Genomic DNA, 15,410 nt, shown 5'->3' on the forward strand with positions numbered 1-15,410 from the left:
ACCTTGAGTGACATGGCAAAAAATTTAATTCTGTGGCTTGTTATCGCTGTCGTATTGATGTCGGTATTCCAGAGCTTTGGCCCTGGAGAGAGCAATGGCAGAACCGTGGATTACACCACGTTTGTACAGGAAGTTGGCCAAGGCCAGATTCAAGAAGCAACTTTTAAAGACGGTGAGATTAGCTTTGTTCGTCGCGGCGGCGGTGCCAAAATGGTTACTTACATGCCTGTGTATGACCAAAAGCTTCTAGATGACCTAATTAATCAAAACGTGAAAGTGCAAGGTACGCCTCCTGAAGAGCAAAGCTTGCTAGGCACTATTTTCATTTCTTGGTTCCCAATGATCTTACTGATTGGTGTATGGATTTTCTTCATGCGTCAAATGCAAGGCGGCGGCGGTAAAGGCGCTATGTCTTTCGGTAAGAGCAAAGCTCGTATGATGAGCGAAGAGCAGATCAAGACAACTTTTGCGGACGTTGCAGGCTGTGACGAAGCAAAAGAAGACGTAAAAGAATTGGTGGACTACCTGCGTGATCCAAGCCGCTTCCAAAAACTGGGCGGTAAGATTCCAACAGGTGTTTTAATGGTTGGTCCTCCTGGTACTGGTAAAACGCTACTAGCAAAAGCCATTGCTGGTGAAGCAAAAGTACCATTCTTTACTATCTCTGGTTCTGACTTCGTAGAAATGTTCGTAGGTGTTGGTGCATCTCGTGTACGTGACATGTTTGAACAAGCGAAGAAAGCGGCACCTTGTATCATCTTCATCGATGAGATCGATGCGGTTGGTCGTCAACGTGGTGCAGGTGTTGGTGGCGGTCACGATGAACGTGAACAAACACTAAACCAAATGCTTGTAGAGATGGATGGTTTTGAAGGTAACGAAGGTATCATTGTTATCGCTGCGACTAACCGTCCTGACGTACTTGACCCTGCGCTATTGCGTCCTGGCCGTTTTGACCGCCAAGTCGTTGTTGGTCTTCCAGACGTACGTGGTCGTGAGCAAATTCTTAAAGTACATATGCGTAAAGTGCCTCTAGCGGGCGACGTAGAGCCATCTCTAATTGCACGTGGTACTCCAGGTTTCTCTGGTGCTGACTTAGCAAACTTAGTTAACGAAGCGGCTCTATTCGCTGCACGCGGCAACAAACGCAACGTTTCTATGGTTGAGTTTGAATTGGCGAAAGACAAAATCATGATGGGTGCAGAGCGCCGTTCAATGGTGATGTCTGAGGAAGTGAAAGAATCAACAGCATACCACGAAGCGGGTCACGCAATTGTTGGTCGTTTGGTTCCTGAACACGATCCAGTGTACAAAGTGTCTATCATTCCACGTGGTCGTGCGTTGGGTGTGACGATGTATCTACCTGAGCAAGACCGTGTGAGTATGTCTCGCCAACACCTAGAATCAATGGTTTCTAGCTTGTACGGTGGTCGTCTCGCGGAAGAGCTGATCTACGGTGCTGACAAAGTATCGACAGGTGCATCGAACGATATCGAACGTGCAACAGACATCGCTCGTAAGATGGTTACTCAGTGGGGCTTCTCTGAAAAACTTGGTCCGCTACTGTACGCGGAAGAAGAAGGTGAAGTGTTCCTAGGACGTAGTGTGACCCAGACTAAACACATGTCTGATGACACAGCGAAGCTAATCGATGATGAAGTTCGTAAGATCATCGACCGTAACTACGACCGTGCGAAACAAATCTTGCAAGACAACATGGATATCATGCATGCGATGAAAGATGCGCTAATGAAGTATGAAACCATTGATGCTGGCCAGATTGATGATCTGATGGAGCGTAAGACGGACATTCGTGAGCCTGCTGGTTGGGGTGACAAACCTGCAAACAAACCAGAAGACAACGATAAGCCTCAAGCGAAACCTGAAGTAAAAGCTGAAGAGAAATCAGAAGAGCCTACAAAACCAGTAGAGCAACCTGCTTCTCAAGAAGCGACTTCAAGCGAAGCGCCAGAAAAGAAAGACTCTGAATAAAGAGTAGCCTTTGATAATAAACCCCGAGTTAAGCTCGGGGTTTTTGTATATGTTGTGATTATTAAAGCTATGATTATTAAAGCAAACAACAAATCTCTCGACCTTTCTCGCCCTCACGTCATGGCGATTCTCAATGTAACCCCTGACTCCTTCTCCGATGGCGGTAAGTTCAACTCTCTCGATCTTGCGCTTGCCCAGGCTGAGAAAATGATTGCTGCTGGCGTCAGTATTATCGATATCGGTGGCGAGTCGACGCGTCCCGGCGCCCCAGATGTTGAGCTAGAGGAAGAACTACAACGTGTCATTCCAGTTATCAACGCCATTCGCGAAAAATACGATGTTTGGATTTCTGTCGACACCAGTAAAGCTGAAGTGATGCGTCAAGCGGTTGCTGCTGGTGCTGACCTCATTAACGATGTTCGCGCGCTTCAAGAGCCGGGGGCTCTGGAAGTGGCAGCACAAGCAAACCTACCAATTTGCTTGATGCACATGAAAGGTCAACCTAGAACGATGCAGGCAAATCCACAGTATGATGATCTGATGGAAGATGTCTCAGAATTTCTCAAAGAACGCATTGCTGCTTGTGAAGCGGTGGGTATTGATAAGTCTCAACTTATCCTAGACCCAGGTTTTGGCTTTGGCAAAACCATAGAACACAATTATCATATGCTCGCTCATCTCGATAAGTTCCATGAATTCGGTTTACCAATACTTGCTGGTATGTCGCGTAAGTCAATGATCTTTAAGTTGTTGGATAAACCCGCAGCGGAATGTACTAATGCAAGCGTGGTCTGTGCGACTATCGCTGCAATGAAAGGTGCGCAGATCATTCGAGTTCATGACTTTGAAGAAACCATGGAAGCAATGAAGGTGGTTGAGATGACGAACAAAAATATCAAAAAGAATTAAGGAAAGTTTTATGTCTGATAAAAGACGTTATTTTGGTACTGACGGTGTGCGCGGTAAAGTTGGTCAATACCCGATTACTCCGGATTTCGTACTAAAGCTTGGCTGGGCTGCTGGTCGTGTACTAGCAAAACAAGGCACTAAGAAAGTTATCATCGGTAAAGATACGCGTATCTCTGGCTACATGCTTGAATCTGCTCTTGAAGCCGGTCTTGCAGCAGCTGGTCTGAAAGCTACCTTTACGGGGCCAATGCCAACCCCTGCGGTTGCTTACCTAACGCAAACCTTCCGTGCGGAAGCGGGTATCGTTATTTCAGCGTCTCATAACCCTTACTACGACAACGGTATTAAGTTCTTCTCATCTGAAGGTACTAAGCTTCCGGATGATATCGAGCTTGCTATTGAAGCTGAGCTAGACAAAGACATCGAATGTGTTGAATCTGCTGAACTAGGTAAAGCGACTCGTCTAAATGATGCAGCAGGTCGTTACATCGAATTTTGTAAGAGCACTTTCCCTTCTGAGTTGAGCCTTGCAAACCTAAAAATTGTTGTTGACTGTGCACACGGTGCGACTTACCACATCGCTCCTAACGTATTCAAAGAGTTAGGCGCAGAAGTTATCGCAATGGGTGTTGAGCCAAACGGCACTAACATTAACGCTGAAGTGGGTGCGACTGACGTTCGTGCATTACAAAAGCGTGTGGTAGAAGAGCAAGCTCATCTTGGCCTAGCGTTCGATGGTGATGGTGACCGTATCATCATGGTTGACCATCTAGGTAACAAGATTGATGGTGACCAAATCGCTTACATCATCGCACGTGACGCACTGCGTCGTGGTGAACTAAAAGGTGGTGTTGTTGGTACGCTAATGACCAACCTAGGCATGGAAAATGGCTTAAAGCAATTGGGTATTCCATTTGTACGTGCTGCTGTAGGTGACCGCTACGTAATGGAACAGCTACTTGCGAAAGGCTGGAAAATTGGTGCGGAAAACTCAGGTCACGTTATCTTGCTAGACAAAGTCACTACAGGTGATGCTATTGTTGCTGCGTTGCAAGTTCTTGCTTCTGTAGTTGGCAGTGATATGACACTACACGACTTGTCTCAAGGGATGACGCTTTACCCACAAGTGCTAGAAAACGTGCGCTTTGCTGGCGAAAGCAACCCACTTGAAGCTCAAGCTGTACTAGACTCAGTAGCAGCGGTTGAAGCTGAGCTTGGTGACAAAGGTCGCGTGCTGCTTCGCAAATCAGGCACTGAACCTCTGATCCGAGTTATGGTTGAAGGTGAAGATGCCGAGCTTGTTCAAAGCTCTGCGCTTAAAATTGCAGATGCAGTAAAAGCAAGTTGTTAATCATTGCGTTAACCTATTTTGCGAGAGAAAAGGGCATCTTTTGCCCTTTTTTTGAGCGCTTAATGCGTTAGCGCTGACTTTTTGCTAATTTTCCCTTGTCAGCGTTACTGGCTTTCGCTAGTATTGCTCCGCCTCCCGTTAGGAGGTCGCTAGCCTTGTTCATAAATAAACATCATTGTTTTTGAACGGCGCTGGCTCAACAATTTGGAACATAGGTGGAAAAAAATGTTTTCAGTTCTACTTGTGATTTACCTGTTGGCGGCGCTTGGTGTGATTGGCCTTGTGTTGATTCAACAAGGTAAAGGCGCAGATATGGGAGCCTCGTTCGGTGCAGGTGCTTCAAACACAGTGTTTGGTGCAAGCGGCTCAGGTAATTTCTTAACCCGAACAACTGCTATTTTAGCAACCGTATTTTTTATCATTAGCTTGTTACTTGGTCGTATGTCTACGCACAAGACTGAGTCACAATGGGTAGACCCAACACTAGGTCAGCCAGTTGTAGAACAAGTTAAAGATGCAGCAAGTGAAGTTCCAGCACCAGCAGGTGATGAGATTCCACAATAAGCTGTAAAGGTTTATGTAGCCGAGATGGTGAAATTGGTAGACACGCTAGCATGAGGTGCTAGTGCCTTTGGTGTGAGGGTTCGAGTCCCTCTCTCGGCACCATGAATTTACAAACTTGTAAATCACTTAGTTGAGCGTATAATGCTCAGCAAGTCGGACGCGGGGTGGAGCAGCTTGGTAGCTCGTCGGGCTCATAACCCGAAGGTCGTCGGTTCAAATCCGGCCCCCGCAACCAATCTCTTCTTTCATTGCAAAGAATGATTCGATTGGCAAGTTTGCACAGTGCTAACCACACTGTGAGTTAAGAAAAGCAAATTTTTGGCTATTCTTAACGTATCAGGGTCCAGCAGCATAAAACCCCGACTTTCGGGGTTTTTTGTTATCTGAGTTTTTGTAATTTAACTCGGATCACTGCTTGGTTTTTTGATTGGGCTCTGAGCCCTTTTTTTGTTTCTGGAGTGGTTCAAATGACTGGTTTAGAAAGACAACTTACTGAAATGCTTGAAGCTCCAGTAGAGGCATCAGGCTATGAGTTGGTTGGATTAGAATTTATTCGTGCGGGTGCGCACTCAACGTTACGTATCTACATCGACCACGAAAATGGCATCAATGTAGACGCTTGTGCAGAAGTAAGCCATCAGGTTAGCGCAGTACTAGACGTTGAAGATCCAATTTCTGTTGCTTACAGCCTAGAAGTTTCTTCTCCAGGCTTAGAAAGACCACTTTTCAAAGCAGCACATTACGAGCAATTTATTGGTCACGAGGTCAGCATCGTTTTGAAAATGGCTGTTGCAAACCGTCGTAAGTGGGCAGGTATTATCCACAGCGTAGATGGTGAGACAATTGCAGTTACTGTTGATGGGCAACAAGAAGAGTTTGCTCTAAGTAACATTTCAAAAGCTAACCTGATCCCTAAATTTTAGTTCCCTAAAAAATTTGAAGCTTAGAGGCTAAATACAATGAGTAAAGAAATTTTAGCGGTAGCAGAAGCGGTATCGAACGAAAAAGCGGTACCTCGTGAGCGTATCTTTGAAGCTCTTGAGATTGCTCTAGCAACTTCTACAAAGAAAAAATACGAAATCGAAATCGATGTACGTGTCGCTATCGACCGTAAAACGGGTGAGTTTGAAACTTTCCGCCGTTGGTTGGTTGTAGAAGATGTAGAAAACCCAACAAAAGAAATCTCTCTAGAAGCTGCACAGTATGAAGATGCAGACATTCAACTAGGTGATTTCGTAGAAGACGATATCCCATCGGTTACATTTGACCGTATTACGACTCAAACTGCTAAGCAAGTTATCGTACAAAAAGTACGTGAAGCTGAGCGTGCACAAATCGTAGAACAGTTTATCGACAACGAAGGTGACCTAATCACTGGTGTTGTTAAGAAAGTAAACCGTGAAACAGTTGTAATGGATCTAGGTAACAACGCAGAAGCGGTAATCCTACGTGATGACCAACTTCCTCGTGAAAACTTCCGTCCAGGTGACCGTGTTCGTGGTCTTCTGTACAAAGTTGCTCCAGAAGCGCGTGGTTTCCAACTGTTCATTACACGTTCTAAACCAGAAATGCTGGCAGAACTATTCCGTGTGGAAGTACCAGAAATCGCTGAAGAAATCATCGAGCTTAAAGGTGCTGCACGTGATCCAGGTTCTCGCGCTAAGATCGCTGTTAAAACAAATGACAAACGTATCGACCCTGTAGGTGCGTGTGTTGGTATGCGTGGTGCACGTGTACAAGCAGTATCTGGTGAGCTTGGTGGTGAGCGTATCGATATCGTTCTTTGGGACGATAACCCAGCTCAATTCGTTATCAACGCAATGGCGCCAGCTGACGTTGCTTCTATCATCGTTGATGAAGATGCACACTCAATGGACATCGCAGTTGAAGCTGACAACCTAGCGCAAGCTATCGGTCGTAACGGTCAAAACGTACGTCTAGCATCTCAACTAACTGGTTGGGAACTGAACGTAATGACTGTGGCAGATCTTCAGAAGAAACACGCTGAAGAGTCTCAAGCGTCTATCGAAAACTTCATGAAGTACCTAGACATTGAAGAAGACTTCGCTCAACTACTTGTTGAAGAAGGTTTCTCAACGCTAGAAGAAATCGCATACGTTCCAGTTAACGAACTGCTAGACGTAGACGGCCTAAACGAAGAGCTTGTAGAAGAGCTTCGTAGCCGTGCGAAAGACGCACTAACGACAATTGCCCTAGCGCAAGAAGAGTCTTTTGAAGGTCTAGAGCCTGCTGAAGACCTACTAGGCCTTGAAGGTCTAGAGCGTGAGATGGCATTCAAGTTGGCAGCAAAAGGTGTAGCAACACTAGAAGATCTAGCCGACCAAGGTATCGACGATTTAGAAGGTATTGAAGGCCTGACAGAAGAACGCGCAGGTGAGCTTATCATGGCTGCACGTAACATCTGTTGGTTCGGCGAAGAAGCATAATATCAGCAAGGAGGAAGCGGCATGACACAATTAACAGTTAAAGCTCTGAGTGAAGAGATTGGTACTCCAGTCGACCGCTTAATGGAACAACTTGCTGACGCTGGCATGAACAAAGCGAGTTCTGACCATGTATCGGATGAAGAGAAGCAAAAGCTTCTCTCTCACCTGAAGAAAGAGCACGGCGATAAGTCGGGCGAATCTGAACCTACTAGACTGACGCTTCAACGTAAGACTCGTAGCACGCTAAGTGTTGCAGCAGGTGGCGGCAAAAGTAAGGATGTTCAAGTAGAAGTGCGTAAGAAGCGCACATATGTGAAGCGCAGCACTATCGAAGACGACGCAAAACGTGAGGCTGAGGAAGCAGCAAAGCGTGAAGCTGAAGAGCTTGCGAAGCGTGAGGCAGAAGAACAAGCCAAACGTGAAGCTGCAGAGAAAGCACAGCGCGAAGCCGATGAGAAAGCGAAACGTGAAGCGGATGCAAAACGTGAAGCTGAAGAAAAGGCAAAACGCGCACAAGCTGAAAAGGCTAAGAAAGACATGAATGCAAAAAATGCGGATGCTAATACGCAAGCGAAGAAAGAAGCTGACGAGCTAAAGCGTCGTCAGGAAGAAGAAGCCCAACGTAAAGCTGAGCAAGAAGCCGCGAAGCTTGTTGAAGAAGCTCGTAAACTTGCAGAAGAGAACGAAGCTCGTTGGTCTGAAGAAGAGTCTAAGAAGAAAGAACTTGAAAACTCTGACTACCACGTAACCACTTCTCGTTACGCTCGTGAAGCTGAAGATGCAGCTGACCGTAAAGAAGAAGGCGGTGCTCGTCGTAAGAAGAAGAAGCCAGCAAAAGAAGAGCAATCACGCGGTGGTCGTAACCAACGTGGTGGCAAAGGCCGTAACAAAGGCAAACTTGCTAAGCCTACTTCAATGCAACACGGTTTCGATAAGTCTGCGACTGTAGCAAAACAAGACGTAGTAATCGGTGAAACCATCGTTCTTTCTGAACTTGCTAACAAGATGTCGGTTAAAGCGACAGAAGTTATCAAAGTAATGATGAAGATGGGCGCTATGGCGACTATCAACCAAGTGATCGACCAAGAAACAGCACAGCTTGTTGCTGAAGAAATGGGTCACAAGGTAGTTCTTCGTAAAGAGAACGAACTGGAAGAAGCAGTACTATCTGATCGTGATACAAACGCAGAAGCAGTACCACGTGCTCCAGTTGTAACTATCATGGGTCACGTTGACCACGGTAAAACGTCAACACTTGACTACATCCGTCGTACACACGTTGCTTCAGGCGAAGCGGGTGGTATTACACAGCACATCGGTGCTTACCACGTTGAAACTGACAACGGCATGATCACGTTCCTTGATACTCCTGGACACGCAGCGTTTACTGCAATGCGTGCTCGTGGTGCTCAAGCGACAGATATCGTTGTTCTTGTAGTTGCAGCAGACGATGGTGTAATGCCACAAACAGTTGAAGCGATCCAGCACGCGAAAGCGGCAGGCGTTCCTCTAATTGTTGCTGTGAACAAGATCGATAAAGAAGATGCGAACCCAGACAACGTTAAGAATGAGCTAGCTCAATACGACGTAATCCCTGAGGAATGGGGCGGTGAGAACATGTTCGTTCACATCTCTGCTAAACAGGGTACAAACATCGATGGTCTTCTAGAAGCAATCCTTCTTCAGTCTGAAGTTCTTGAACTTACAGCTGTAGCTGAAGGCATGGCATCTGGTGTTGTTGTTGAATCTCGCCTAGATAAAGGTCGCGGTCCAGTTGCAACAGTACTTGTTCAATCAGGTACGCTAAACAAAGGCGACATCGTTCTTTGTGGCCAAGAATACGGTCGTGTTCGTGCAATGCGTGACGAACTAGGTCAAGAAATCACAGAAGCTGGTCCATCTATCCCTGTAGAGATCCTAGGTCTTTCAGGCGTACCATCTTCAGGTGACGAAGCAACAGTAGTACGTGACGAGCGTAAAGCGCGTGAAGTAGCAAACTACCGTGCTGGTAAGTTCCGTGAAGTGAAACTTGCTCGTCAGCAGAAATCTAAACTAGAGAACATGTTCTCTAACATGACTGCTGGTGAAGTTGCTGAACTAAACGTAGTACTGAAAGCTGACGTACAAGGTTCTGTAGAAGCAATCGCAGACTCTCTACTGAAACTGTCTACTGACGAAGTTAAAGTGAACATCGTTGGTTCTGGTGTTGGTGGTATTACTGAGACTGACGCAGTTCTTGCAGAAGCTTCAAACGCAATCATCCTTGGCTTTAACGTACGTGCGGATGCATCTGCTCGCCGTGCAATTGAAGCAGCAAGCGTTGACCTACGCTACTACTCAATCATTTACCAATTGATTGACGAAGTTAAACAAGCAATGGGCGGTATGCTTGCTCCAGAATTCAAGCAAGAAATCATTGGTCTTGCTGAAGTACGTGACGTATTTAAGTCACCGAAACTGGGCGCAATCGCTGGTTGTATGGTTACTGAAGGTCTAATTAAGCGTAACAACCCAATCCGCGTTCTACGCGACAACGTTGTTATCTACGAAGGTGAACTAGAGTCACTTCGTCGCTTTAAAGATGACGTTCAAGAAGTTAAGAATGGCTACGAGTGTGGTATCGGCGTTAAGAACTACAACGACGTTCGCGTTGGCGACCAGATCGAAGTATTCGAAATCGTTGAAATCAAACGTACTCTAGACTAATTGACTAAAATTACTAAACGTCTGAAAGACAAATAGTAATTGGTTGTTGAATACACCATGGGGGGCTGGCTTGACCATCCCCCCATTCTTTCTATTTAAGAGAATGAATATGTCAAAAGAATTTAGCCGCACGCAGCGCGTATCACAGCAGCTGCAAAAAGAACTTGCGATGATCCTTCAACGTGAAGTTCGTGACTCTCGCCTAGGCATGGTTACGATTTCTGATGTAGAAGTATCACGCGATCTTGCTTACGCAAAAGTATTCGTTACTTTCCTATGTGTGGGTGAGCAAACGCCAGAATCATGCCTAGCAGCACTGCGTGAGCACGAAGTGCACATCCGTATGATGCTTGGTAAGCGTATTCGCCTACGTCTAACGCCTGAAATCCGTTTCTACTACGACAACACACTAGTAGAAGGTATGCGTATGTCGAACCTAGTTTCTGAAGTTGTTAACGAAGATAAACGTAAACAGCAAGATTCAGGTCGCGAAGAAGATCAGGCAGGGGAAGGGTAATGGCTCGTCGTCGTAAAGGTCGTCCAATTAATGGCGTTATCTTGTTGGACAAACCAACAGGTATTTCTTCAAATGATGCACTGCAAAAAGTAAAACGTATTTTCTTTGCTGAAAAAGCAGGTCATACGGGTGCATTGGACCCACTAGCGACGGGCATGTTGCCAATCTGCTTAGGCGAAGCAACTAAGTTCTCTCAGTTCTTGTTGGATTCAGACAAGCGCTACCGCGTAATCGCAAAGTTGGGTGAGCGTACTGATACGTCTGACTCTGATGGCGAAGTGGTAGAGACGCGTCCAGTTGACGTGAACCTTGAGAAGTTAGAAGCGTGCATCGACACGTTCCGTGGTGAATCAGACCAAGTACCTTCAATGTTCTCTGCATTGAAATACCAAGGTAAGCCATTGTACGAGTACGCTCGTAAAGGCATTGAAGTGCCACGTGAATCGCGCAAGATCACCGTATACGAAATCGTGCTTCACCGTTTTGAAGGTGACGAAGTTGAGATGGAAGTACACTGCTCGAAAGGCACTTACATCCGTACTATCGTTGATGACCTAGGTGAAATGCTTGGCTGTGGCGCACACGTGACCATGCTTCGTCGTACTGGTGTTGCTAAGTACCCATACGAAAAAATGGTAACGCTAGAGCAACTTAATGAGTTGCTAGAGCAAGCGCATCGTGATGAAGTAGCACCAAAAGAGTTGCTTGATCCACTGCTGTTGCCAATGGACACTGCCGTTGAAGATTTACCTGAGGTAAACCTAAACGCAGAGCTAACCAACTTGGTACAGCATGGTATGCCAGTACAAGTGTTTGGCGCGCCAGAAGGGACGCCAATTCGCATGACTTCTGGTGAAGATAAGCTGTTTATTGGCGTTGCTGAAGTGAACGACGATGGAAAAGTGGCACCAAAACGTTTGGTGGTTTTCCGCGACGAAGAGTAACTTCATCAAGCTCTAGAAAATACCGGCTGTAATGCCGGTATTTTTATATTGCGCGGGTGAGGAAACTTCCCTATAATTCGCGCTTCGCGTAGCGGCTGAATCAGAGATTGGCTGCTACAACTTTAAACCTACTCTTATTAGGAGAGAATTATGTCTCTGAATGCAGAAACTAAAGCAGCAATCGTTGCAGAATACGCACAAGGCGAAGGCGACACAGGTTCACCAGAAGTTCAAGTAGCTCTACTTACAGCTTCTATCAACCACCTACAAGGTCACTTCAAAGCACACAAAGGCGATCACCACAGCCGTCGTGGTCTTCTACGTATGGTTTCTCGTCGTCGTAAGCTTCTAGATTACCTAAAAGGTAAAAATCTAGCTCGCTACCAAGACCTAATCAAGCGTCTAGGCCTACGTCGCTAATAAGCGACTGCATAGCAGTTTGTCTAAAAGGGGCTTTATGCCCCTTTTTTGTTGCCCGTTACTTATTTTCACTGCTATGGCTTAGCCAAATCAAACTTATGCCGTTATACTACACGCGGCTAAATCTCGTTTTGAGATTTTCACAAAGACTCATTGCATTACAGTCAACCACGTCGACCAAAAGGTCGCGACTATTAAAAGCGAATTGCACACCATGTCAGTTTGTTTTCACTAGTCGCGATTCGTAATGTCTTGAGTATCAATCAATACTCTCTGAGCAAGTCCATCGATGCGCTTAGAAACAAGGAATAACAATGTTCGAAAAACCAGTTGTTAAAACGTTCCAGTACGGTAACCACACAGTTACTCTAGAAACTGGCGTTATCGCACGTCAAGCTACGGCAGCCGTTATGGTAACTATGGACGATACAGCAGTATTCGTTTCTGTAGTTGGTAAAAAAGAAGCAGTTGAAGGTCAAGACTTCTTCCCGCTAACAGTTAACTACCAAGAGCGTACTTACGCTGCAGGTAAAATCCCTGGTGGTTTCTTCAAGCGTGAAGGTCGTCCATCTGAAGGTGAAACGCTAACGGCTCGTCTAATCGACCGTCCAATCCGTCCACTTTTCCCAGATGCATTCAAAAACGAAGTACAAGTTATCGCAACGGTAGTATCTGTTAACCCAGATGTTCAACCTGATATCGTAACTATGATCGGTACTTCTGCGGCGCTAGCTATCTCTGGTATTCCGTTCAACGGTCCTATCGGTGCTGCACGTGTTGGTCACATCGACGGTCAACTAGTACTTAACCCAAGCAACACAGAGCTAGAAGCTTCTAAGCTAGACCTAGTGGTTGCGGGTACTGAATCTGCAGTACTAATGGTTGAGTCAGAAGCTGACAACCTAACTGAAGAAGAAATGCTATCAGCGGTTGTTTACGGCCACGACCAACAACAAACAGTGATCAACGCAATCAACGAGTTTGCTGCTGAAGTTGCGACTCCTGCTTGGGATTGGGTTGCTCCAGAAGAGAACACAGCACTTGTAAACAAGATCGCTGAACTGGCTGAAGCTAAGCTTGTTGAAGCTTACCAAATCACTGAGAAGATGGCTCGTTACGACCGCATCCACGAGATCGCTGGTGAAGTAAACGAAGTGCTACTTGCTGAAGATCCAGAAGCGAACACAAAAGAAATCCACACTATCTTCCACGATCTAGAGAAGACAGTTGTACGTCGCAGCATCATCGCTGGTAACCCACGTATCGACGGCCGTGAAAAAGACATGGTTCGTGCGCTAGACGTACGTACTGGTGTTCTTCCTCGTACACACGGTTCATCACTATTTACACGTGGTGAAACTCAGGCTCTAGTAACTGCGACTCTAGGTACGCAGCGTGATGCTCAAATCATCGACGAGCTAACTGGTGAGCGTAAAGATCACTTCCTACTACACTACAACTTCCCTCCATACTGTGTTGGTGAAACTGGTTTTGTAGGTTCTCCTAAGCGTCGTGAAATCGGTCACGGTAAACTGGCTAAACGCGGTATCGCAGCAGTAATGCCTTCTGTTGATGAATTCCCATACACAGTACGTGTTGTATCGGAAATCACTGAATCTAACGGTTCTTCTTCAATGGCTTCTGTATGTGGTACTTCTCTTGCTCTTATGGACGCAGGTGTGCCAATCAAGTCTTCTGTTGCGGGTATCGCAATGGGTCTTGTTAAAGAAGGCGATGACTTCGTTGTTCTTTCTGACATCCTTGGTGACGAAGACCACCTAGGTGACATGGACTTTAAAGTAGCGGGTACTAACACTGGTATCACAGCACTTCAAATGGACATCAAGATCGAAGGTATCACTAAAGAGATCATGCAAATTGCGCTTAACCAAGCTCAAGGTGCACGTAAGCACATCCTATCTGTAATGGATGAAGCTATCTCTGGTGCTCGTGAAGACATCTCTGAATTCGCTCCTCGCATTCACACAATGAAGATCAGCGCAGAGAAGATCAAAGACGTTATCGGTAAAGGTGGTGCAGTTATCCGTGCTCTAACTGAAGAGACTGGTACAACTATCGAAATCGAAGACGACGGTACTATCAAGATTGCAGCAACTGAAGGTGCAGCAGCGAAAGAAGCTATCCGCCGCATCGAAGAGATCACTGCTGAAGTTGAAGTAGGCCGTATCTACACTGGTAAGGTTGCACGTCTAGCTGACTTTGGTGCATTCGTAACGGTTCTTCCAGGTAAAGATGGTCTAGTACACATCTCTCAAATCGCTGAAAAACGCGTTGAGAAAGTGTCTGACTACCTAACTGAAGGTCAAGAAGTTCAAGTTAAAGTTCTTGAAATCGACCGCCAAGGCCGTGTACGTCTAAGTATGAAAGAAGCTGTAGAGAAGCCAGCAGAAGAAGCAAACGACGCTTCCGAAGCAAAAGGCGAGTAATCTAAGTTTCGACTTTTGGTCTTTTATTAGCTTAAGAGACTGAAAGCATGCTATAAAAGGGGAGCATTTTCGCTCCCCTTTTTTTTGGCCTGTTTCGACAAGTTTAGCCTCAAGCGAAGTTATATATCCTATAGTGCATAAAGAGAAACAGACCCAGAGCGGTCCAAACAGGAGTACCAATTAGTGAAATGGTTTCAAACCGCAAGTTTATGTGTCGCTATCGCGCTGACCGGTTGTGCTAATACCTCTCAACATTCGGCACAAAAGTGGATCTATCCTCCGATGGCGGTACCGCTACAGCCAAGCGTTCAGCAAGAAGTTCAGATTGCACGTCTTTCCCAGCTTTTACAGCGTCCAGACTTGAGCGATGAAGTTCGCGCTAAGATGCACTACGAGCGTGGTAACTACTACGACAGCGTTGGTTTGCGTGATCTTGCCCGTTTGGATTTTAATCAGTCTTTGCAACTGAACCCTGCTCAACCAGATATCTTTAACCTACTAGGGGTGTATTTCACTCAAGTTGGTGAGTTTGATGCGGCTTACGAAGCATTTGATTCGACATTAGAGCTTGCACCAGAGAACTCATACGCAGAGCGTAACCGCGCGATTGCGCTTTATTATGGTGGCCGTATCGACCTTGCTCTGGAAGACATGACTAAGCATTATGAAGAAATGCCGAGTGACCCGTTCCGCGCACTGTGGCTTTACATCATTGAAGCTGAACAAAACCCAGAGCAAGCAAAAGCGAACTTAGAGAAACGTTACCAACGCGACCGCAGTGAGGAGTGGGGTTGGGTTTTAGTTGCGATCATGCTGCGTGACGTGTCTGATGATGCTGCGCTTAAAGCCATCATGGATGGTACGCGTGAAAACTATCGTCTTGCTGAACGTTTAACTGAAACTTACTTCTACCTTGGTAAGCGTTACCAATTAGAAGGTGATATTGCCGATGCGATTTCGTTGTACAAGCTAGCAATCTCTTTCAACGTTTATGAATACGTAGAACACCGTTACTCTTTCTTGGAGTTGGCGCAAATCTACGATCAGTTGCAGCAAGAACAACTTGCTAAGCTCAAAGCCGAGCAACAGCAACAAGAAGAAAAATAACCATGA

At 45.9% G+C, this 15,410-nt stretch carries 12 protein-coding genes and 2 tRNA genes; all 14 read left to right on the forward strand.

Features of this window, described 5'->3' with window-relative positions; genetic code table 11:
• Positions 1-12: 12 nt before the first annotated feature.
• The 14 genes from ftsH (at position 13) to nlpI (ending at position 15,404) form a co-directional block, all read left to right on the forward strand.
• A complete protein-coding gene (gene ftsH / locus A9237_RS11605; protein ID WP_009707529.1) occupies positions 13-1,992 on the forward strand; it encodes an ATP-dependent zinc metalloprotease FtsH in 1,980 nt (659 codons plus the stop codon).
• A gap of 69 nt (positions 1,993-2,061) precedes the next feature.
• The gene (folP, locus tag A9237_RS11610; RefSeq protein WP_078608717.1) at positions 2,062-2,901 is read left to right on the forward strand and encodes a dihydropteroate synthase; all 840 of its coding nucleotides are present in this window, start codon (positions 2,062-2,064) and stop codon (positions 2,899-2,901) included.
• Positions 2,902-2,911: 10 nt separating this feature from the next.
• A complete protein-coding gene (glmM, locus tag A9237_RS11615; RefSeq protein WP_078608215.1) occupies positions 2,912-4,252 on the forward strand; it encodes a phosphoglucosamine mutase in 1,341 nt (446 codons plus the stop codon).
• A gap of 225 nt (positions 4,253-4,477) precedes the next feature.
• A complete protein-coding gene (gene secG / locus A9237_RS11620) occupies positions 4,478-4,816 on the forward strand; it encodes a preprotein translocase subunit SecG (RefSeq protein WP_005439454.1) in 339 nt (112 codons plus the stop codon).
• A gap of 18 nt (positions 4,817-4,834) precedes the next feature.
• Positions 4,835-4,918, forward strand: a tRNA-Leu gene (locus A9237_RS11625).
• A 56-nt stretch (positions 4,919-4,974) separates the two neighbouring features.
• Positions 4,975-5,051 (forward strand) — tRNA-Met (locus tag A9237_RS11630).
• Between the two features lie 232 nt (positions 5,052-5,283).
• The gene (gene rimP, locus A9237_RS11635) at positions 5,284-5,739 is read left to right on the forward strand and encodes a ribosome maturation factor RimP (RefSeq protein ID WP_005439455.1); all 456 of its coding nucleotides are present in this window, start codon (positions 5,284-5,286) and stop codon (positions 5,737-5,739) included.
• 36 nt (positions 5,740-5,775) lie between these two features.
• On the forward strand, positions 5,776-7,263 hold the full coding sequence (gene nusA, locus A9237_RS11640) for a transcription termination factor NusA (RefSeq protein WP_005439457.1): 1,488 nt from the start codon (positions 5,776-5,778) through the stop codon (positions 7,261-7,263).
• A 21-nt stretch (positions 7,264-7,284) separates the two neighbouring features.
• Positions 7,285-9,969 carry a translation initiation factor IF-2 gene (gene infB, locus A9237_RS11645; RefSeq protein ID WP_005439463.1) on the forward strand — a complete coding sequence of 895 codons (2,685 nt, stop codon included), beginning with the start codon at positions 7,285-7,287 and terminating at the stop codon, positions 9,967-9,969.
• 109 nt (positions 9,970-10,078) lie between these two features.
• Complete coding sequence (gene rbfA / locus A9237_RS11650; RefSeq protein WP_078608216.1) at positions 10,079-10,486, forward strand: 30S ribosome-binding factor RbfA; 408 nt, start codon at positions 10,079-10,081, stop codon at positions 10,484-10,486.
• Complete coding sequence (gene truB / locus A9237_RS11655; protein ID WP_020193888.1) at positions 10,486-11,430, forward strand: tRNA pseudouridine(55) synthase TruB; 945 nt, start codon at positions 10,486-10,488, stop codon at positions 11,428-11,430. The genes rbfA and truB overlap by 1 nt, the downstream gene beginning before the upstream one ends.
• Positions 11,431-11,580: 150 nt before the next feature.
• Positions 11,581-11,850, forward strand: a complete 270-nt coding sequence (gene rpsO / locus A9237_RS11660; RefSeq protein WP_005380094.1) for a 30S ribosomal protein S15 — start codon at positions 11,581-11,583, stop codon at positions 11,848-11,850.
• Between the two features lie 314 nt (positions 11,851-12,164).
• The gene (gene pnp, locus A9237_RS11665) at positions 12,165-14,297 is read left to right on the forward strand and encodes a polyribonucleotide nucleotidyltransferase (RefSeq protein WP_009707524.1); all 2,133 of its coding nucleotides are present in this window, start codon (positions 12,165-12,167) and stop codon (positions 14,295-14,297) included.
• A gap of 183 nt (positions 14,298-14,480) precedes the next feature.
• Entirely contained in the window at positions 14,481-15,404 is a 924-nt protein-coding gene (nlpI, locus tag A9237_RS11670; RefSeq protein ID WP_078608217.1) for a lipoprotein NlpI, read from the forward strand.
• Positions 15,405-15,410 lie beyond the last annotated feature (6 nt).

Source organism: Vibrio owensii (assembly GCF_002021755.1).
Lineage (GTDB): Bacteria > Pseudomonadota > Gammaproteobacteria > Enterobacterales > Vibrionaceae > Vibrio > Vibrio owensii.